General features: G+C 63.2%; 18 protein-coding genes and 1 tRNA gene. 10 read left to right on the top strand and 9 right to left on the bottom strand.

Annotation, left to right across the window (positions count from 1 at the left end):
* Nucleotides 1-802 precede the first annotated feature (802 nt).
* On the top strand, nt 803-1,483 hold the full coding sequence (locus tag BMX07_RS02735) for an SRPBCC family protein (RefSeq protein ID WP_245742029.1): 681 nt from the start codon (nt 803-805) through the stop codon (nt 1,481-1,483).
* A 24-nt stretch (nt 1,484-1,507) separates the two neighbouring features.
* On the opposite strand, the gene BMX07_RS02730 is transcribed toward BMX07_RS02735, so the two are convergent.
* Nucleotides 1,508-2,965, bottom strand: coding sequence for an MATE family efflux transporter (locus BMX07_RS02730; protein ID WP_090613366.1), 1,458 nt, complete (start codon nt 2,963-2,965; stop codon nt 1,508-1,510).
* 390 nt (nt 2,966-3,355) lie between these two features.
* Here BMX07_RS02730 and BMX07_RS02720 point away from each other — a divergent pair, with 390 nt between their 5' ends.
* Together BMX07_RS02720 and BMX07_RS02715 are read left to right on the top strand one after the other, a co-directional pair.
* Nucleotides 3,356-5,104 carry a hypothetical protein gene (locus tag BMX07_RS02720; protein ID WP_090613358.1) on the top strand — a complete coding sequence of 583 codons (1,749 nt, stop codon included), beginning with the start codon at nt 3,356-3,358 and terminating at the stop codon, nt 5,102-5,104.
* Between the two features lie 87 nt (nt 5,105-5,191).
* Nucleotides 5,192-5,584 carry a hypothetical protein gene (locus tag BMX07_RS02715; protein ID WP_245742028.1) on the top strand — a complete coding sequence of 131 codons (393 nt, stop codon included), beginning with the start codon at nt 5,192-5,194 and terminating at the stop codon, nt 5,582-5,584.
* Nucleotides 5,585-5,703: 119 nt separating this feature from the next.
* Here the strand turns inward: BMX07_RS02715 and BMX07_RS02710 are convergent, their stop codons facing one another.
* On the bottom strand, nt 5,704-6,729 hold the full coding sequence (locus tag BMX07_RS02710; RefSeq protein ID WP_090613355.1) for a DsbA family protein: 1,026 nt from the start codon (nt 6,727-6,729) through the stop codon (nt 5,704-5,706).
* A 265-nt stretch (nt 6,730-6,994) separates the two neighbouring features.
* Between BMX07_RS02710 and BMX07_RS02705 the strand changes: the two genes are divergently transcribed.
* The 3 genes from BMX07_RS02705 to BMX07_RS02695 all read left to right on the top strand — a co-directional run bounded on the left by BMX07_RS02705 (nt 6,995) and on the right by BMX07_RS02695 (nt 8,581).
* Nucleotides 6,995-7,801 carry a succinylglutamate desuccinylase/aspartoacylase family protein gene (locus BMX07_RS02705; protein ID WP_090614806.1) on the top strand — a complete coding sequence of 269 codons (807 nt, stop codon included), beginning with the start codon at nt 6,995-6,997 and terminating at the stop codon, nt 7,799-7,801.
* Nucleotides 7,798-8,103 (top strand): hypothetical protein, encoded by a 306-nt coding sequence (locus BMX07_RS02700; protein ID WP_090613351.1) that lies wholly within the window; start codon nt 7,798-7,800, stop codon nt 8,101-8,103. The genes BMX07_RS02705 and BMX07_RS02700 overlap by 4 nt, the downstream gene beginning before the upstream one ends.
* A 64-nt stretch (nt 8,104-8,167) precedes the next feature.
* Nucleotides 8,168-8,581 (top strand): hypothetical protein, encoded by a 414-nt coding sequence (locus BMX07_RS02695; RefSeq protein ID WP_090613347.1) that lies wholly within the window; start codon nt 8,168-8,170, stop codon nt 8,579-8,581.
* Between the two features lie 74 nt (nt 8,582-8,655).
* On the opposite strand, the gene BMX07_RS24140 is transcribed toward BMX07_RS02695, so the two are convergent.
* On the bottom strand, nt 8,656-8,793 hold the full coding sequence (locus BMX07_RS24140; RefSeq protein ID WP_175480019.1) for a hypothetical protein: 138 nt from the start codon (nt 8,791-8,793) through the stop codon (nt 8,656-8,658).
* Nucleotides 8,794-9,469: 676 nt separating this feature from the next.
* On the opposite strand from BMX07_RS24140, the gene BMX07_RS02690 reads away from it, so the two are divergent.
* Nucleotides 9,470-10,258 carry a succinylglutamate desuccinylase/aspartoacylase family protein gene (locus BMX07_RS02690; protein WP_175480018.1) on the top strand — a complete coding sequence of 263 codons (789 nt, stop codon included), beginning with the start codon at nt 9,470-9,472 and terminating at the stop codon, nt 10,256-10,258.
* Between the two features lie 445 nt (nt 10,259-10,703).
* Nucleotides 10,704-11,864 (top strand): Fic family protein, encoded by a 1,161-nt coding sequence (locus BMX07_RS02685; protein ID WP_090613339.1) that lies wholly within the window; start codon nt 10,704-10,706, stop codon nt 11,862-11,864.
* 331 nt (nt 11,865-12,195) lie between these two features.
* On the opposite strand, the gene BMX07_RS02680 is transcribed toward BMX07_RS02685, so the two are convergent.
* Nucleotides 12,196-12,270: transfer RNA gene (locus tag BMX07_RS02680), tRNA-Val, on the bottom strand.
* A 40-nt stretch (nt 12,271-12,310) separates the two neighbouring features.
* Entirely contained in the window at nt 12,311-12,583 is a 273-nt protein-coding gene (locus tag BMX07_RS02675) for a DUF7553 family protein (RefSeq protein WP_090613334.1), read from the bottom strand.
* A gap of 354 nt (nt 12,584-12,937) precedes the next feature.
* On the opposite strand from BMX07_RS02675, the gene BMX07_RS02665 reads away from it, so the two are divergent.
* Entirely contained in the window at nt 12,938-13,126 is a 189-nt protein-coding gene (locus BMX07_RS02665; RefSeq protein WP_090613327.1) for a hypothetical protein, read from the top strand.
* Between the two features lie 135 nt (nt 13,127-13,261).
* Here BMX07_RS02665 and BMX07_RS02660 read toward each other — a convergent pair whose 3' ends face one another.
* A complete protein-coding gene (locus BMX07_RS02660; protein ID WP_090613323.1) occupies nt 13,262-13,795 on the bottom strand; it encodes a cob(I)yrinic acid a,c-diamide adenosyltransferase in 534 nt (177 codons plus the stop codon).
* A 129-nt stretch (nt 13,796-13,924) separates the two neighbouring features.
* Here BMX07_RS02660 and BMX07_RS24135 point away from each other — a divergent pair, with 129 nt between their 5' ends.
* Nucleotides 13,925-14,101 (top strand): DUF7838 family putative zinc beta-ribbon protein, encoded by a 177-nt coding sequence (locus tag BMX07_RS24135; RefSeq protein ID WP_175480017.1) that lies wholly within the window; start codon nt 13,925-13,927, stop codon nt 14,099-14,101.
* Nucleotides 14,102-14,183: 82 nt separating this feature from the next.
* Here BMX07_RS24135 and BMX07_RS02655 read toward each other — a convergent pair whose 3' ends face one another.
* From BMX07_RS02655 to gcvPA, 3 genes are all read right to left on the bottom strand, one after another.
* Nucleotides 14,184-15,701 (bottom strand): aldehyde dehydrogenase family protein, encoded by a 1,518-nt coding sequence (locus BMX07_RS02655; protein WP_090613320.1) that lies wholly within the window; start codon nt 15,699-15,701, stop codon nt 14,184-14,186.
* A gap of 274 nt (nt 15,702-15,975) precedes the next feature.
* Complete coding sequence (gene gcvPB / locus BMX07_RS02650) at nt 15,976-17,481, bottom strand: aminomethyl-transferring glycine dehydrogenase subunit GcvPB (RefSeq protein ID WP_090613316.1); 1,506 nt, start codon at nt 17,479-17,481, stop codon at nt 15,976-15,978.
* Nucleotides 17,478-18,815, bottom strand: coding sequence for an aminomethyl-transferring glycine dehydrogenase subunit GcvPA (gcvPA, locus tag BMX07_RS02645; RefSeq protein WP_090613313.1), 1,338 nt, complete (start codon nt 18,813-18,815; stop codon nt 17,478-17,480). The genes gcvPB and gcvPA overlap by 4 nt, the downstream gene beginning before the upstream one ends.
* Between the last annotated feature and the right edge of the window lie 214 nt (nt 18,816-19,029).

Below are 19,029 nucleotides of genomic sequence, written 5' to 3'. Positions count from 1 at the left end.
AGTGGGACGACCGACGAGACGCGCTCGGCGAAACATGCATTATATTATAATACATCCATTCTACCTACTATCTTTCATTTTAAGAGGAACGAACGACTTCCGTATCGATCTCGGTCGGCGATCGCAGTGATTTACGGTTCTACCGGCGCATTTCGTCGATTGGCCGCTCACAACCGGTCGGTAGCGAGCGAATCGATCCTCGATTCGGAAACGGAACGTCGCTCGATCGAATCGGGGGTCAATCACCAAACTCGCCATCGTGGCCAGTTGTACCGGTGATGATCCGGTTCCGAGAAGTAGCTGTGTTAGCGACTCGAGGCGATCGACATCGTCGGCTTCGACGCATATGGCTAAATTATTTCATAATATGGTATCTGATAGTTATAACTCATCCGTCGTCAGTGGGTGTCGGTTGGGTTGCGAGCAGGACGAACGGCCCGCTCGAGTATTACCGATACCCGCCGGCGGATACTCGCTTCGTACCGCGCTATCTCCCGTTCAGCCGGCTGGCAGGCAAACGGCGTTGCATTTGCAGTTGAAAGTTACAATGGCACCCACATCCTGCTTGTCGTGTGAATTGTTCCTCGATGACACCGATACGATCGACGACGATGGGATCGAGACAGACCGCGAAAACGGGACGAACGGGGGGCGTCGACGTGCGCTCGCTCGAGCGGCTCTTCCGGCCTGACCGAACATGATCCAGTCCGTGTCAGCGACGATACCCGACGGACTGCTCGGCGCAGCGACCGTAGGGAGCCGATCCGCGATGGATCGGTCCGGCGGTCGAGGGAGACGGCTGGTGGAGACGGTTACCGGGAGCGTCCTCGTGACTGTGGGTCTCAGGCGACGTTCCCTCGTCGGCACGGCGATGGCGATCGGCGGCGGCTGGCTGGTCGCTCGCGGCGTCAGCGGGCGTTCCCGTCCCGCCGGAGCGCTCGCCTCGATGGCCTCGGAACGCTTCGGTGGAGCCGACGCCGGCGTCCCGACCGACGCCGTGACGGTAGAGCAATCGATCACGGTCGGGGCACCCGCAGACGAGCTCGCACAGTACTGGCGCGACCCCGAACTGCTGACGCGAATTATGGGTCCGTTCGCCGAGGTGACCGGAGCCGGCGAGGATCGTCACCGCTGGACGCTCGAGTTGCCTCGCGGTCCGAACCCGACCTGGGAAACGGAAATCGTCGACGACGAACCCGGCGAGCGCCTGCGCTGGGAGTCCGTCGAGGGGGCGACGGTTTCCGCCGCGGGTGACGTGCGCTTCCGACCGGCACCGGGCGACCGTGGGACGATGGTGACCCTTCAGTTGGCCTTCGATCCGCCCGGCGGCGAACTCGGTGACGCCGTGTTCCAGCGGCTGGCTACCCTCCCCGAAACGGCCGCCGAGCAGTCGCTCCGGCGGTTCAAGAGCCTCGTCGAGACGGGCGAGATTCCGTCGATCGAGCGGAACCCGTCCGCGCGCGGCAGCGGCGATCTGCTCTGATCGAACCCGCCGTTCCGAGACGGCTCAGTCGCCCGGTGCGGATTCGGGACGATAGCCGCGACTGATGACCTTCCAGTGACCGGCGGCGAACCGGTAGTACGTGACGACCGCGGGAACGAGCGTCTCGAGGATCAGGGCCGCGTAGAGCGCACCGATCCCCAGCGGCGTGACCGCCTCGAGGGCCGGTATCGGAACAGAGACGGCACCGAGGGCGGCGACGGGGAGCGCGAACACGTACAGTCCGAGCACCTGGCCGTAGAACGGCCAGCGGGTGTCGCCGCTGGCGCGGAGGGGGCCGGTCGCGCCGCCGCTGACGCCGCGGAACACGACGCTCACGCAGGCGACGACGATGAAGGCGGTCACGAGCGGCAGGATCGACGGGTCGGTGACGAAGAGCCGGCCGACCTGCTCGGCGAAGACGAGGACGACGGTCGCGCTACAGAGATAGACGGCGGTCCCGAACCAGAGCACGTCGCGTCCGTAGGTGTCGGCGTCCCCTTCGTCGCCGGTGCCGAGCTCCTGCCCGACCAGACTGCTGGACGCGAGCGAGAAGCCCCAGCCGGGGGTGTCCATCAGGTCGCGGACGCGGCGAGCCACGACGTACGCGGCCACCACGTTCGGTCCGAACAGCGCGACGATCGCGAGCATCGGGAACTGCGCGGCCCGTCGAGCGACGTTCGTGAACACAAGCGGCGTCCCGATGTCGATCACGTCCCGAACGTTCTCCAGGGTCGTGAACGGTCGCCCGAGGGAGATCGTCACGGGGAACTCGCCGATCAGGGGGAGCCGACCGACGGTGAACCCGGTGACGAACGCCGCTAGCACGAGGACGTTCGCCAGTACCGTCCCGATCGCCGCGCCGACGACGCCGAGCTCGAGGACGAACAGCAGGACGGCGTTGACGGCGACGTTGACGACCGCGCCGCCCGCTCGGAGGATCATCGGGGTCCACGCGTCGTCGGCCCCGACGAGCGTACGGCTGGCGATCAGGTTTAGCGCGGCGAAGGGGACGCCCACGGCGACGACCCGGAGGTACGCCGTTCCGTAGGCCAGCGACGCGGCGTCGTCCGCGACGAGCCCGATCAACCGGGACGGAACCGTCCAGTAGAGGATCGCGAGGGGGACGGTGACCGCGACGACGACGACCGCGCTCGTCGTCACCGCGAGCGAGAGCTCCGCCGTCGCCCGCGCACCGTAGCGCTGGGCGACCAGACTGATCGTCGCGCCGGCGATCCCACCGCCGAGCGCGAACGCGATCGCCCAGAACGGGGTCGCGAATCCGACGCCAGCGATCGCTGCCGGACCGAGGGCGACCCCGACCATGGCCACGTCCGCCGCCGACTTGGACATCCGCGCGAGCCCGGTGACGATGCGCGGCCAGGCGAGATCGGTGGTCCGCTCGACGCGTCGGAGATCGACGACCCCGACCCGCGAGAGCAGGGACCCGATCGATAGCAGGAGCCAGCGGAGCGGATTCGGCACTCGAGAAGCCACGCCAAGGCTTCGACTCTCAGCGGTAAAACGCTTTATACCTCAGCGATACGTCACGATCGATAACGGGGTATAGCCAGCTTACGGACGATATGCGAGCGTCTCGCTCACACAGTCTTCCGTTTCAACATGCCTTCGAGCAGCTGCGGGGCTGGATCGAACGGCGGAACCGACGCGGTCCGGCGACCACGGCACGATCGCTCGAGGACGGTCGCTTCCGGACGACACGAACCGAACGGGGGATCGCTCCCGGATCGAGCGCCGCGTCTCGCGTCGCCCGGTCGGCGTCGGTCCCGTCGCAGCGGCCGGCAGCGGCCGATCCGCGAGAGGCCCGCGGTTGCAGGCAGTACTGGCTTGCCTCGAACACGTCCATCACCGAATATGTGTCCAACGGTTTCGCCGGCCGACGTCGACAAAACGGTCGAGAACGCGAACGGTGACGTGATCGGCACCATCACCGAGATCGAGGGCGAGACGGTCTCCGTCGAGCCGCGATCCGGCGTGATCGATTCGATCAGGGCGGCCCTCGGCTGGGAACGAGCCCACGAGGATACCGTGCGGATTCACGAGAGCGCGGTCGCGTCGATCTCGGGCGACGTGATCCGGCTCGAATCGGAGTCCGCGGACCCGACCGCGGGGGCGGGAACCGACGACGGCGAGCGGGAGGACTCGAGCGAGTCGACGCGTGAGAGGCGGCTCGAGTCCGATACCGGCCCGTCCGAACCGGACGCGATCGTGGATCGAGATCCGGATCGCACCGGGGAAGCGAGCGGAATCGAATCGTCGACGTCGACGGCCGAATCGGATCGAACTCCAGCCGCAGATCCGCTCCGAGAGGTAGATACGACCGACGAAACCCGTCCGACCGAGGGGACGACGGACGCCGATGACGTGGATGGGACGGAACGGATGCATCCGGCAGCGGATAGCGACGAACCCGACACCGAATCCGGATTCGGCGATCCGATCACGGCCGACGAGGTCGTCGATACCGACGCGCGAGACGGAGTCGAAGGGACCGCTGGAACCGACGAAACCGAATCGACCGACCGGTCGAATGCGGCCGGAGCCGACGACGAGTCGGGGACGAGTTCGATCGACGAGCGATCGGATACCGACGCGTCGTCCGACCGCGGCGACGGGGACGGGTCCACGGAGCCTTCGCGGACCGAAGCGGACGGTGAAACGGAGACCGAATCTCTGAACGGGGCCACCGGGTCCGGGATACCAGACGAGGCCGCGTCGACCGTGGATCTGACGGACGAGCGAGGCGTCACTGACGGGTTACCGGTGAGCGACGACGGCGAATCGACCAGTGAGAGTCCATCGGCCGCGACTGACCGCAGCGACGCATCCGTTCGACGCGCTGATAGCGAGTCGCTCGAAGCCGTCAGCGACGGGATGGACGATCGCGCCGAACGGAATCCGACCGAAGACGTGGGTCTGACGGCCGAACTCGACATCGGACGCAACATCGAGTCGGCGGCTCGATCCGACGACTCCGACGGAGCGGCCGACGCCGCGGAGACGCCGTCCGACGAGGGGACCCTCGCCGACGAACTCGATCGGGGGACCGGCATCGAATCGGTCGCGGCGAGCGGCCCTTCCGACGGACCCGACGGCAACGCCGACACGAGCCCGTCGGCGGAGCGAGATCTCGCCAGCGAACTGGATCGCGGCACCGATCTCGAGGCGGTCACCGACCCCGATCGGGAACCTGCTGCCGCCATCGATCCCGCGACCATCGGCGGGGCGGAACCCAGATCCGGGGACGATGACGAACTCGTCGACCGTCGTATCCTCACCGATGACGACTCGAGTATCGATCGCCGTCCCGCCGAGGCAGTTCCCGGCGTCGACAGCGACAGACGCGGAGATTCGGATGGCGAACCGACCGATGGCAGGAAGGGTGGTCGGCGAACGGCGTCGCCCATTTCGACGGCGTTCGCCGTCCAGCAACAACTGTTTCGGAGCACTCTCGCCGGACAGGTAGCGCTCCAGCGCCAGCAGCTGCAACTCGGACGCGCAGTCGCGTACGGGACCGTCTCTCTCGCGACCGCGATGACTCGCACCAAATCCGACGCGTCCGACGAGATCGACGACCGTGACGGTCCCGACCAGCCCCGCTGAGGTCGTGCGCGGCGACCGCAGATTGGCCGCAGAACGCCCGTAGGAATTATTCCGACGGCTATCTTCCTTGCGTTTCACTGACTGGTAGTGCCGGCGAACGTGGCGGGCAAACTCGCGTGGTTCTATCAGCGCGGCGACCTGAATCAACGGGTCCTGATCGAACGGCTTGCGGTCACGAACGCCCAGATCGAAGCCTTAGAGCCGCCCCGGAAGTTGATCGAAACGAGTTCGGCGACCGAGACCGGCGGCGTTGCGTCCAATCGCCGAATCATCGAGCGGGAGCAGGAACACGGCGCGGGCGCGACCGAACTGAACACCCTCGAGCAACATCCCGACGAGTTCTGTCGAATTGTTCACGAGGCGCTCGAACGCTACACCGACCCCTCATTTGTAGGACCGTATACGAGCCGTGTCATGGCGACCGGGTTACAAACCAGCAAATATCCCAAACCAGCGGTGCGGTGCCGTGGGAAGCCCTGACGTTTCCGACGAGGAGGGGTCACCTGATCCACACCGACACACCGATCTTCGAGACGCCGGTCACGGTCCGCCGTCCTCGAGCCATATCGCGTCCGTCGACGACGTGATCGGGAATGACGTTAGCACTCCTGTTTCTGTTCCCAGAGGTCGGACGTGTCCCAGGGACCCTCGCACTCCGCGTTTTGGTTCCAGGTCGCGTTTCCACCGCCGTCCTCGGTCTTCGTCTCGGTTTGAATGACGTCGGCGTCCGTCTCGGACGATCCGGTGTCGCTCCCGGATGAGGATGATCTCGCGTTACTCTCGGACGACCCAGCGTCGCTCTCGGACGGTCCGCCGTTCGGTTCGTCGGCCTGCTCGTCGGACTCGGTCGCGTCCGCCGAGTCCTGGTCGTCGGATTCGTCTTCCGACTGCTCGCTCGATCCCTCACCGTTTGCAGCGTCCGTCTCGTTCGGTGCGTCGTCTAGACGGGCTTCGATCCAGTTGAGAGTATCCTGCGTTCCGTGGCGTGGCGAGGTGGTCTCTCCCGCGAGTTCCAGCGTGGGCGTGTACGTGACGCCGTCGGCCGCCGCCTCGGAACTGATCGCCTCGACGTTGGCATCGTACTCGCCCGCTCGAACCCGCTCGACGATTTCGTCCGCGTTCGAGACACCAGCCGCCCGGGCTCGTGACGCGAGTTCGTCGCCGTCGACGTCCCCCTCGAGCGGATCGTCGAACGTTTCGGCGAAGAACTGCCAATAGCTGTCCGGGTCCGCGTCCCAGACGCCGTTTCCCATAGCCGCAGCACGCGGGTCGCTACTCGAGATGAACGTCGACGAGGTACTGCCCGGATCGTATGCAAGATTGTAGAACTGAATCTTGAGACGCCCCGTCTCGACGAACTCGTCGATAATTGCGTGAAGGTTCCGACCGACGAACTCCTTCGTGTACGGACACTTGAAATTTCCGTAGAGCGTCGCCGTCGGTGCATCGTCGGCTCCCATCGTCGGATACGCGTAGTCGTTCGGCGACGCCGGGACAGGCGCGTTCGCGATATTTGACGATGTCTGCCCGCTTGTGATCCCCGCAGCCCCACCCACGCCAAGCAGTGCTACCGTCCCCGTCGCTGCAAGGACGTTCCGTCGCTGTGTGCGCATTTCGTTCTGCATTTCGTCCGCCCCTCCGGACACAGGAGCTATAAACAGCAACCTTTGTTTGCTGTCTTCAGACGACTTAAGTAGACTTTGGGCAGTTGCGTATCGTGAACAGTATCGGAAATGGACCAGAACTGTCCCACCGAATACCCACCAGACGGCACCTGTGACCGTTTTGTAATCCCATAACGTCGTTCGAATTCTCGAACAGTCGGCGTTCCAACAATCGATACGGGACCGATAAGAACTTGCGTTACAGAGCTACTCAGTAGTCGATATGATGAAACGACGGCAGCTGTTGATCGGTGGTACTGCCACGGTCGGAGCGGGCCTCGCTGGCATCCTGAGTCGCCCATCAGGCGACGACGAACTGCTATCGACGGCTCGCACGTTCGACGGTGACGGCGAGGTGACGACGTCGACGGAGACGATCCTCCCCGACACCCATCACGAGACCACACTGTACGAACGGGACGCGCCGCGGGACGGACCGACGGCGATGGTCTTCGGCGGCGTCCACGGCGACGAACGAAGCGGAATCGAGGTCGCTCGTGAGGTCGCCGACTGGGCTCCCGATCAGGGAACGCTCGTCGTGGTCCCCGAGACCAACCGCATCGCGGTCGAGAACGACACGCGCGAGGGTCCCGCCGGCGACCTGAACCGTCACTTTCCGGTCGGTAGCGAGCCGACGAGCGAACTCGCGCGGGGCATCTGGAACGCCGTCGAGCGCCACGCGCCCGATACCGTCCTCGATCTCCACCGATCGCTCGGGATCGACGGCGTCCACACGGAGTACGTCGGTCAAGCGATCTTTCACTCGTCGGACGCACACGGCAACGAAATCGCGGACTATCTCAACGACGTCGCCATCCCCTGGTACATGCCGCTCCACAGGGTGACGGCACAACCGACCAACTCGTCGGGGTCGTTACTCTTCCAGAAAGCGATCCGGGATCTCGAGGCGACCGGCTACCTCTTCGAAACGACCGAGTTCCTGCTCGACCAGGAGGCGAGAAACGAACTCGCGCGACTGGCGACGGCGAAGGTACTGTCGTTGCACGGTCTGCTCGCGGAGGGATCGCCATGATGCCGACGGTTCGGCGCGCGCTCACGAGTTGCGCGACGCTCGCCGCGTACGGTGTCCTGGTCGTTCCGTTCGCGCTCGGCTGGTTCGAGACGTCGCTCATGACGCCGCTGGCGCTTCCCGGCTACCTGCTCTACGTGATCGGGACCGCGATCGGCAACGCGATCGCGCCGGCCTACAAGCTCTGGGTCTACTGGCTCCCGTTTCTCGCCGGCAGCTACGGGCTCGCGGTCGCGGTCGGGTACGGCTACGCGGTGTGGCGCGACCGGTCAGGGGCCGGATCGGCCGCCGACGCACGGCCGTGAGTGGACCGCGATTTATAGTACTCGAGACGGTACGGTCGAGGCGTAGCGGCACGGAGTTCCAATCATGACCGCAGACGATCGGTACAAGCTGTTCGGCGTCTACGTTTCCGAGGCCGTCTTCGATGCGCTCGAGACGTTCCTGTACGAGGAGGCCGGCGTCGTCGACTACGGGAACTATTTCGATCCGTCGGTATCCACGCTCCCCGCGGGCGACCCCGGTGCCGACGCGACCGATCGGCTCGTCTCGGCCGTGGTCGCCGCGTTCGCCACGCTGTACGACGAGGCCGACTTCGAGGCCGCTCGGCGGGTCGACGCCGACGCGTTCGTCCTCGCACACCTCGCTGCCGACCCGCAGACGGTAACCCGCGCCCGCGAACGCTTCCAGGCGGCCGCCACGATCCAGGAGACGGACAGCCGAACGGTTCACACGGCGATCCTGTCGGCCGCGCTCGCCGATTCGGGGCCGCTCGAGGAGTAGGCAGACGCACCGCCCGATGGCACGGGCTCGGCGAGGCGCACTTTCGTCCCGTCGACCTCGTCGACCCCGACGGCTCAGACCTCCCGCACGTCGACGATGCTCACCCAGTGGTCGGCGTATTTGGCTTCGTGATCGCTGGCCTCCCTGTTCGCGTCGGCCCAGTTCGTCCGTTCGCGCTCGAGATCGCAGCTGTCACACTGGAGTCGGTACATACGGCACTCTACCACGCCGATCGGCTTAAACGTCGTCGGCGAGAGGACTCGATCGAAGAGGGGGCAGGATCGTAGCAGCAACGTGGTGCGCGATCTGGGGCTCCCTCGAGTCAGCCGTGACGTATTCGGTTCTACCATCGTGTATCGATTGGTCGTGAGTCACTCACTCCCTTTTTGGGGATAATTCTATATGCTTTAAAACCTCGTGTAGAGACGAACTGCTGGTTGATTTTTCCAAGCAAACCGGTGTGCATCGTCCGGGCCGCTGCTGGTATGTAGTCAATGATCCGGCTGTTGTGGCCGTTCCGGGGAATCACTATTCCACGGAGAAACCGATTTCAGAGGGTGTTTCTATCATTATCTGGGACGTTTCCGTCTCTGCCGTTCGTGTCCCAAAGCTGGGACAAAAGTGACCGCCCCTTCCGCTTCCACTCGTCAACCTCTTCTTGATAATCTCAAATTAGAGGAGTATTCATCGCATTCACATTTGCTTCCCTCTAGAATAAATGATGTGTGGCAACCATTTGCGCAGAACGATACGGATCGTGTAAATTCTTAATTAAGAGAATGTTCATAGGATTTATATATGCTCTCCTCTGGAATGAATGATGTGCGGCAACCATTCGCGTCGAACGATACGGATCGTGGAAACCACCAACTAAACCGGCGAACGTACATGAAGGGCCTCGGCACGGCCGGTGCCACCGTGGTGACGGGTCTGGGAACACTGACGGCTGCCGGTGGTTCCGCCGCGGCTGCCTCGCCCTCGCGATGGAGTTACAAGATCCAGGAAGGCTTGCCCGAAGAGACGACAGTTCACGTCATCGACGGGCAATCGGTCGGACCGACGGTCATGGTCGTCGGCGGGATGCACGGCGACGAACCAGCCGGATACGATTCGGCGGCGAGAATCGCCCAGTGGAGCATCGAGAGCGGCAGGCTGGTCGTGCTTCCGGAGGCCTGCAAACCCGCTATCAGGAACGGTACTCGGGGATTCGACCGCAGCGGGAAAGGCAACGTACAAGATTTGAACCGGGAGTTCCCCGCTGGTCAAGCTCCGTGGTCACCGCTCGCACGAGGGATCTGGAACGTCGTGACCGAGGAGAACATCGATTTCCTGTTGGACCTCCACAGTTCCAGTGGTCTGTACAAGTGGGATGAGGGGGACGGAGTCGGACAGGGTATCTTCGCGACGAACGCAGGCGAGGCCGATCAGTACCGACGCGACCTTCAGTCGTATCTCAACGAGACCTTCATCAGTAACCCAGAATACAATTTCACGGGAGCGACGGCTGGTGAAGACGGCACCGAACGCATGCTCAAGCACAAGGTCGGTGCAGACCTCGACACACCGGCGATCATTTTCGAGACGTACCGTCGGCTCGACGACGAGCGCCAGCGGACCCTGACGACGTCGGCCGTCTACGAGGTTTGCCGAGAGAAAGGGATGTTCGATGCCTCGTAGATTCTGAATGAAAGATCTTCAGTAAAACCTTCTGAAGAATTTTCTATGATTTCAGACTAACCATCAGACGTTCACACTCACTCGGAATGCGCTTCAACACACTTCGTCATTATACCGCTTATTGTACTCACTCGGAATACGCTTCAACACACTTCGTCATTATACCGCTTATTGTACTCACTTGGAATACGCTTCAACACACTTCTTCATTGTACCGCTTATTGTACTCACTCGGAATACGCTTCAACACACTTCGTCATTGTACCGCTTATTGTACTCACTCGGAATACGCTTCAACATATCTTCTCTCTATTAGGTACCACACAGCACCACTTCCTAATTGTACCTGATCGAAGGAGCGGTACAATATAGCGGAGATATTCGGGGCCATATTGTACCTATACGCAAAACAGTTTAATATGAGCCCCCCATTTTGATAGAATGCATGAACGTAGACCGTTTTCAATCCGGAGAAATATCCGGAGAATTAGTGAATTCTGGAGGTGATATCGCATTCAAGCCGGACCCACTTCCTCCAGAGATACGTCTGGAGGACGAATTATTGGATGTCTTCACAGAGGCAGCAACCAATGTAGGTCAACTTAGTGGAGTTGGAAGGCGTGTCGAAAATCCAAGTATGCTAATCAGTCCGTTCATCTACAAAGAGGCGGTTGTTTCGTCTGAAATAGAGGGGACTCGAGTCACACTTTCAGACGTGTATGAATATGAAGCAGGACGAGAAAATAGTTCCTCTGGAGCTAGCCGTAATGAACTGAGAGAGGTTCATAACTATGTCAGAGCCGTTTTTCAGGGAATCGAAGAACTGGAAAACGGTATCGATCTTGAACTCGTTCGAAACCTGCATAATACGTTGATGAGTGGCGTCCGCGGCGGAGATAAAAAACCTGGGGAGTTCCGAGATACGCAGGTGTATATCGGAGGTCGCGGGGGAGAAGCACGATTCGTACCGTCACCACCTTCTGTAGTTCCTTATGCGATGCAAAATTTGGAAACATATATTCGAACCGGAGGCAGCTACCAGCCCCTGATTGACATTGGATTAGTTCACTATCAGTTTGAGACGATTCATCCTTTCCGAGACGGTAACGGTAGAATGGGGCGACTTCTCATCATGCTAATGATGTGTAATGACGAACTCTTACCAGAACCATACTTGTACCCAAGTTCCTATTTTAACCGCAACCGGGACGAATACACAGACAGATTACTGGCTGTGAGTCGAGATAGCGCGTGGAAAGAATGGTTGATTTTCTTCTTGAAAGGAATCTCTCAACAGGCGAAAGAGGCATTTAGTAGGGCTTCTGAGTTGCTTGACCTACGAGATGAATACCGAGACAGATATCAAGATGGGGCAAATTCTGTTTCACAGCTCTCGACGGAGATATTCACAAAACCATATCTCACTGTTAACGAAGCAGAAGATGCACTTGGTATGACATATAGGACAGCAAATAATGCAGTGAAACAGCTGGAAGAAGATGGAGTCTTAGAGGAGATTACCGGTCAGAGTAGAAACCGTGTCTTCCGTGCGAGGGAAGTGTTTGATATAATTCAGAAGCCTGTTGACGAGCTAAGTTATCGGTAGTCTCCAATCCCTCTTCTAATAACGAACGGATTCACAAGAAGTTCGGGCTGTTTCTCATCCACCTCAATGCTGTAGATATCGAGTTGATCTCTTGAGGTAGACAGCATCAACCGTAGGAACATCGCTAATTCATAGAAGTACCAGAAGAAGGCGGATATTTTCGCTCATAAACATGCCTTCTAGCGTACCCAGCACTACTTATTGGATACCGGGACGCCGTACTGCGATTTCACACAGAATTGGGAAGCGACTCAGTGAATTGCTGGAGGGGTGCAAGACGGATACGCCGCCCTCTGGGGGTTTACTACTTCACGCGAGGGAACCGAGCGGATGGGTTGGGGCAGATTTGAACTGCCGACTTCCTCCGTGTGAAGGAGGTATCATAACCGGACTAGATCACCAACCCGCACGAGGGGATTCCCGTGCGTTCGACTTAAGACTTCCTTTCACCGACGGCCATCGCCCTCGCTCGAGCGCCCGGTCGCGACTCGTGCGCGAACCGACCCCATCGCGCCGCGAGCGCGCGTTTCGAGCCGTCGCTCGAGGGCTGTGACGTCTTCCAGGACGCCGTCGACGCGATCCGGCTCGGGGTCGGGCTCTCGTCCGAGGAGCGTTCGAACGCGAGCGGCGGGTCCCTCGAGGGACTCGGTCACGCCGAGGCGGGCGTGTTCGGCGGCGCGGGCGAGGTAGTATCGGCTGTCGTCGAAGTGCTTGTTCATGTGATGCTCCCCCATAGAGAGGTCGGATGTAGATATAGTTCTTTCGCAGACGACAGAATTGGGCGGGCCGCGTGCGGAACTCCTCGTCGCCGCGCCGTTCGTGCACGACTGCTGGACGGTCCCCGTGGAGCAACGGCAAACCGAGACGAGCCACTCCCTCACGAACGTCGAGTTGCTCGGCCGCTCGCTGCTCCTGCTGGGTCTCGCCGGCGAACCGTGGGCCGACGGGCTGAACGTCGGTCTGTATCGGCCGTCGCGGGCGCATCGACTGATAGTTCACGCGGACGTGAACGCCGCTTCCGTCCAATTTCTTTTGGAGGACGGTTCAAGCGGGTGGTCACCTACTAGACGCGTATGACAACGAAAGAGACGGCTCCCGGCGGCGGAGAGGGGAAGCGGTACCTCGTGGACTGCAACGGCTGTTCGTACGAGCGAGCGGCGACCGGCCGCGACGAAGCGACCCGGATCGGAACCGATCACCGACGGGAGACCGGACACGAACTGGTCGCCATCGAGTTACCGCCGACGACCGAGACCGCGTAGGTCGCGTCCCGTGCTCGAGGGAGCGACGACCGATCACCGACCACCGACGAGACCGATCCGGTTCGGTACCGAAGTCGGAGCCGTCTCACCGATCGCAGCGACCGGTGAGGCCGAGCCGATTCTGCGTACAGCCCGCTAGTACTCGGGCGCTTCCTCCGGCTCTCCGTCGCGAGCGTTGACGACGCGGGCGAATGTGAACAGCCCATCCGAGAGCCGATTGAGGTACTGGACTGCGTCTTCGTTGATCTGCTCGGCCGAGGCGAGCGCGACCGCGCGGCGCTCGGCGCGCCGGCAGACGGTGCGGGCGTGGTGCAGCGCCGCCCCGTGCTCGCTGCCGGTCGGCAGAATAAACGAGGTCAGCGGCTCGAGTTCCTCGTCGTAGTCGTCGATCCAGTCTTCGACGGTCTCGACGTGGTCGGGTCGGATCGCGGGATCGTCCTCGTCGGGGTCGGGATTCGCGAAGTCGGCCTGCACGACGTGGAGGTGGTTCTGGATCGCCGAGAGGCGGTCGTCGATGTCGTCGTGGTCGGTCGGGCGAACCGTCCCGATCAGGGCGTTGAGTTCGTCGACTGTCCCGTAGGCCTCGATGCGGGCGCTCGACTTGGAGACGCGGGTCATGTCCCGGAGATCCGTCTGTCCGTCGTCGCCGCGCCCGGTGTAGATCGACATACGCCGACCGACGGCGGGATCGCACTTAACTTCCGTGTCACCGCCCGCCGCGGGAGGTCGGGCAGCCGCGCCGACGGGGCCGACGCCGGAACCAGTACGTTAAACTCGCTTCGCCCGCTATCGCCGCCTATGGCTCTGGAACTCGACCACGAGTGTCCCGTCTGCGGGGGCGAGAAGACGTTCTACCGCGCCGCGAGCACGACGCTCCACCTCGGCGAGAAAGTCAAGTGGCACTGCCCGGACTGCGACTACGGCTTCGTCCGCATCGGCGACAACGGCACCGCCGTCGACTCGAGTACCGCGTAAGCGTCTCGGATGTTCCCGGCTCGGTTCGCTCGCAGGGGAGTTGGGCGTACCGTGACCGACCGCACTCTCGCGAGGGACCGGTTCACCCGAGCGAGAGATTGATCGTTTTCGTCTGCCGATAGTGATCCAGCGTGTCGGCGCTCAGTTCCCGACCGATCCCGGACTGTTTGTAGCCGCCGAACGGAAGCCCCGGTGCGAGGTCGTGGTAGCTGTTTATCCAGATGTACCCTGCTTCGATATCCCTCGCGGCCCGGTTCGCTTGCGTAACGTCGTCGGTGATGACGCCGCCGGCGAGTCCGTAGTCGACGTCGTTCGCCAGTTCCATCATCGTCTCGTAGTCGGTCCATCGGAACACTTCGAGCACCGGGCCGAAGATTTCCTCCTGAACGGCGGCGTGGTCGTGCTCGAGCCCCTCGATGAGTGTCGGTTCGACGTAACAGCCCTCGGAGAGGACCTCGTCGTCGGGACGGTCGCCGCCGGCGAGGAACCGACCGCCGGCGTCCTGTGCCGCCTCGAGATACTCGAGCGTGCGATCGACCTGCTCCGTGGAAACCTTCGGGCCGAGATCAGTCGCCTCGCGGAGCGGGTCCCCGATTTCCATCTCATCGATCGCATTGACGAGTCCGTCGAGAACGTCGTCGGCGACGTCCTCGTGGACGAACAGCCGCGAGCCGGCCTCGCAGCACTCGCCGGTGTTGTAGAAGATCGCAGCCGTAATCAACTGGACCGCTTTCGGGACGTCGACATCGGAGAAGACGACCACGGGGCTCTTGCCACCGAGCTCGAGCGTCACGTCGGTGACGTTCTCGGCCGCGTTCGTCATGACTTGCTTTCCGACGGCGGTCGACCCGGTGAACGCCACCTTTCGAACGTCGGGATGGCGAGTCAGCGGGTCGCCAGCCTCCTCGCCGAAGCCGGTGACGACGTTGACGACGCCGTCCGGGACGACCTCGTCGAGCAGCCCGGCCAACCGAAGCGCGGACAGCGGCGTCTGTTCGGCGGGTTTCAACACCGTACAGTTGCCGGCGGCAAGCGCGGGTGCGAGTTTCCACGACGCCATCAGCAGGGGGAAGTTCCACGGAATCACTTGTGCGACGACGCCGTACGGCTCAGAGATCACCTGTCCGTACCTCGAACCCTCGGTCATCGTCTCGCCGCCGTTTTCGCGGACGATCCCGGCGAAGTAGCGGAACTGTTCCGCGGCGGAGTCGACGTCGATCCTCGCCTCCGTGATCGGCTTGCCGTTGTCGAGCGTCTCCAGCCGGGCGAGTTCGTCGGCGTTGGCCTCGATCACGTCGGCGATTTCGGTCAGGATCCGCTGACGATCGCCAGGGGAGTGCTCCGACCACTCCGTCTCGAACGCTTCCCACGCGGCCTCGACCGCACGATTTACGTCAGCTTCGCGACCGCGGGCGACGGACGCGAGTTCCTGGGTCGTCGTCGGATCGATCGTTGCGAACGTTTCGCCGCCCGCCGGCTCGGTGAACTCGCCGCCGATATACAGCGACGTCCGTTCCGGGACGACTGCGTCGGCCGCCTCGCGGTGGCGTTCCATTACGTCATTTCGGCGATCCTCGGCTGAGTCTGAGTGACTGGCCATGGGTCCCACTGATGCCCAGTCGCGTGGAAAAGGTTTGCCAATCGGCAACACGAATATAACCGATTCTGGTTTATCCATTCTTGTTTTGAAAGGTACCGTTCGACAGGTTCGTCATTCCTCGTAACCGGGAAGCATTACACTCGCGGTCGTCTTCGCAGCCAAATACCGGCAGAGATTCGGGCCTGCTTCCGCGTTCGGCACCGTCGCGTCGACCGACGATGCGCGGCGGCGGGAAGTGACCTCGCGGCCGCGTGCGAGAAATAGCGCCGGGCGATCAGGACTCGTCCTCGAGCGCCTGCCACGACAACCGCGGATTGCGCGCGGCGCTCGTCTGATCGATCCGGCGTGCGGTGGTCCGTTCCGGCGCGGTCTCGAGCGCCGCGTCGTCCTCGCCGGCGACGGCGTTGAACGCGGCGGCGAGCCGATCGAGCGTGGTCTTGCTCTCGACCTCGGTCGGCTCGGTCATCAGGGCCTCGGGGACGATCTCGGGCCACTTGGTCGTCGGCGGGTGGACACCGTAGTCGAGCATTCGTTTCGCGACGTCGGCCGCGTCCTGCTCGCCGGCGCTGGCGACGAACTCGTGGTGGAACGGTCCGTACGGCACCTCGTAGTCGATCCGCTCGGCGAGGTAGTTCGCGTTGAGGACTGCCGATGCGCTCGCGTCCGCGAGTCCCTCGTCGCCGAGGCGGGCGATGTAGGCGAAGGTCTTGACGAGCACCAGCCAGTTGCCCTCGAACCCGTGAACCTTGCCGATGGTCCGTTCGGGGTCGAAGCGTTCGTAAATCGGCTCACCCGTCTTCGATCGCTCGTCGCGCTTCCGGATCCGCGGCGCGGGCAGGAACGGCGCGAGGTCGTCGACGACGCCGACCGGCCCCGCACCCGGCCCGCCGCCGCCGTGGGGCGTCGCGAACGTCTTGTGGACGTTGTAGTGCATCACGTCGAATCCCATGTCCCCGGGTCGTGCGCGGCCGAGCAGCGCGTTCAGGTTCGCCCCGTCGTAGTAGAGCAGTCCGCCGACCTCGTGGACCAGCTCGGCGATCTCCGCGATGTCGCGCTCGAACAGCCCGAGCGTGTTCGGATTCGTCAGCATCAGCGCGGCCGTGTTCTCGGAGAGCGCCGCCTCGAGTGCGTCCAGATCGACCCGGCCCTCGTCGTCGCTGGGCAGGGAAACGACGTCGTAGCCGCCGAGCGCGGCGGTGGCGAAGTTCGTCCCGTGGGCGCTCTCGGGGACGATGACCTCGTCACGGTGGCCCTCGCCGTTGTGTTCGTGGTAGGCCGCGGCGACGCGGATACCGACGAACTCGCCGGCCGCGCCGGCCGGCGGCTGGAGCGTCACCGCATCCATACCGCCGATTCTGCCGAGGTAGTCCTGCAGCCGATAGAGGAGCTCGAGGGTGCCCTGGACGGACTCCTCGGAGCGGTCGGGATGGACGGCCGCCGCCGGGAGCGCGGCCACGTCTTCGGTGAACTTTGGGTTGTACTTCATGGTACAGGACCCCAGCGGGTAGGGACCGCTGTCGATCCCGTAGATCATCTGGGAGAGCCGCGTGTAGTGGCGCGCCAGTTCGGGTTCGGAGAGCGCCGGGAGCTCGAGCGAGTCCCGCGTCAGGTCGTCCGGGAGCGGCGAGCCGTCCTCGCCGCCGCTCGCGTTTCCGTCGCCGCCGACCTCGACTCGCGTCAGGTCCTTCTCCGAGAGGAGGGGTTCGTACTCCCCGTTCTCGACGTATCTCGCCTGGTCGTAGCGCGAGCTCGCGTCGCCCGCGGGTCGGTCGTCGCTCATCGCGCCACCTCCGCGACCGCTTCGACGAACCGATCGAGCCGCTCGTCGGGGACGCCGGCGACGCAGACCTGAATCTCGTGATCGCCGACGACGTGGACCGCGAAGCCGAGTCGCTCGAGGTCCGCGGCGACGGCCCGCGCGGGCTGGTCGACGTGAGCGACGAACTCGCGGATGTGGTGTCGGTCGTGGACCGGCGCTTTGACGCCGACGATCTCGTCGAGCCGAGCCGCGAGCTCGCGCGCTCGAGTCACGTCGCGCGTCGCGAGGTCGACCATCCCGGACGGACCGAGGGCGGCGGCGTGGATCGCGGTCCGGAGGGCGACCCACGCCTGATTCGTACAGATGTTACTCGTCGCGCGTTCCCGACGGATGTGCTGTTCGCGGGTCTGCAGGGTGAGCGTGTACGCCCGGCGGTCGGTCGCGTCCTCGCTCACCCCGACCAGCCGGCCGGGGACCTGCCGCAGGTACTCCTCCCGCGTCGCGAACAGGCCCAGTCCCATCCCGTAGCTCGTCGGCAGCCCGAGGACGCTCGCGTCACCGACGACGACGTCGGCGCCGACGTCGGCGGGCCGCTCGAGCAGGGAGAGCGCGATCGGGTCGGAGCCGAGCACGAACAGCGCGTCGTTGGCGTCGGCGAGCTCGCCGACCGCGTCGAGGTGCTCCTCGATCGTTCCGCGGACGGTCGGGTTCTCCGCGTAGAGTAGCACGACGTCCTCGTCGACGGCGTCCTCGAGTCCCGCGAGATCGACGTTTCCGTCGTCGACGGGGTACGCCTCGACGTCGAGATCCGTGCCGGCGACGTAGTTCTCGAGGGTACTCCGTCGTTCCTCGCGCAGGAGGTCGGGAACGAGCACGCGGTGACCCGTGGTATCGCGGACGCGGTCGGCCAGCGTGGCCGCCTCGCCGAGCGCGGTCGCGGCGTCGTACATCGAACAGTTCGCGACCTCGAGGCCCGTTAGCTCGACCAGCAGCGACTGGTACTCGAACAGGGCCTGCAGGAACCCCTGGGAGATCTCGGGTTGATACTGCGTGTACGAGGTGAGAAACTCCGAGCGATCCGCGAGGTGATCGACCAGCGACGGCACGTAGTAGCCGTAGTGTCCGCGCCCGAGTAGTTCGGTCAGGTCGTCGTTGCGACCGAGAATCGATCGAACCAGTCGCCGCGTCTCCCGCTCCGTTCGCGCGTCGATGTCGAACCGTCCGTCGAACCGGATGTCGGCCGGAATGTCGAAGAGAGCTTCGACGGACTCCGACCCGATCGCCTCGAGCATGGCGGTGCGGTCTGCTTCCGTGTGGGGAGCGTAGGGGCTCCCCGTGGCGTGTGATCCGTGCATGACTAGCTGTGGTCTCGATGGATCGATTCCTTCCATCCCCACCCGCGACGATTGCAGCGCTCGATCCGAGACACGATACTGGCCTCTAGCAGACAAGGGGTTATGAACGCACTCGTTTCGGAGCGACTGGCCGGTGTCTGTCGGCGGTGTCTCTCGACGGCCGATCGCTCGGGACGTGACCTGCAGTCGCTACACGGACCACTATGCACGACGG

The organism is Natrinema salaciae (genome assembly GCF_900110865.1).
Classification (GTDB): Archaea; Halobacteriota; Halobacteria; order Halobacteriales; family Natrialbaceae; genus Natrinema; species Natrinema salaciae.
The sequence above is the reverse complement of the archived record's forward strand: the minus strand, read 5'-3'. Positions and strand labels throughout refer to the sequence as shown.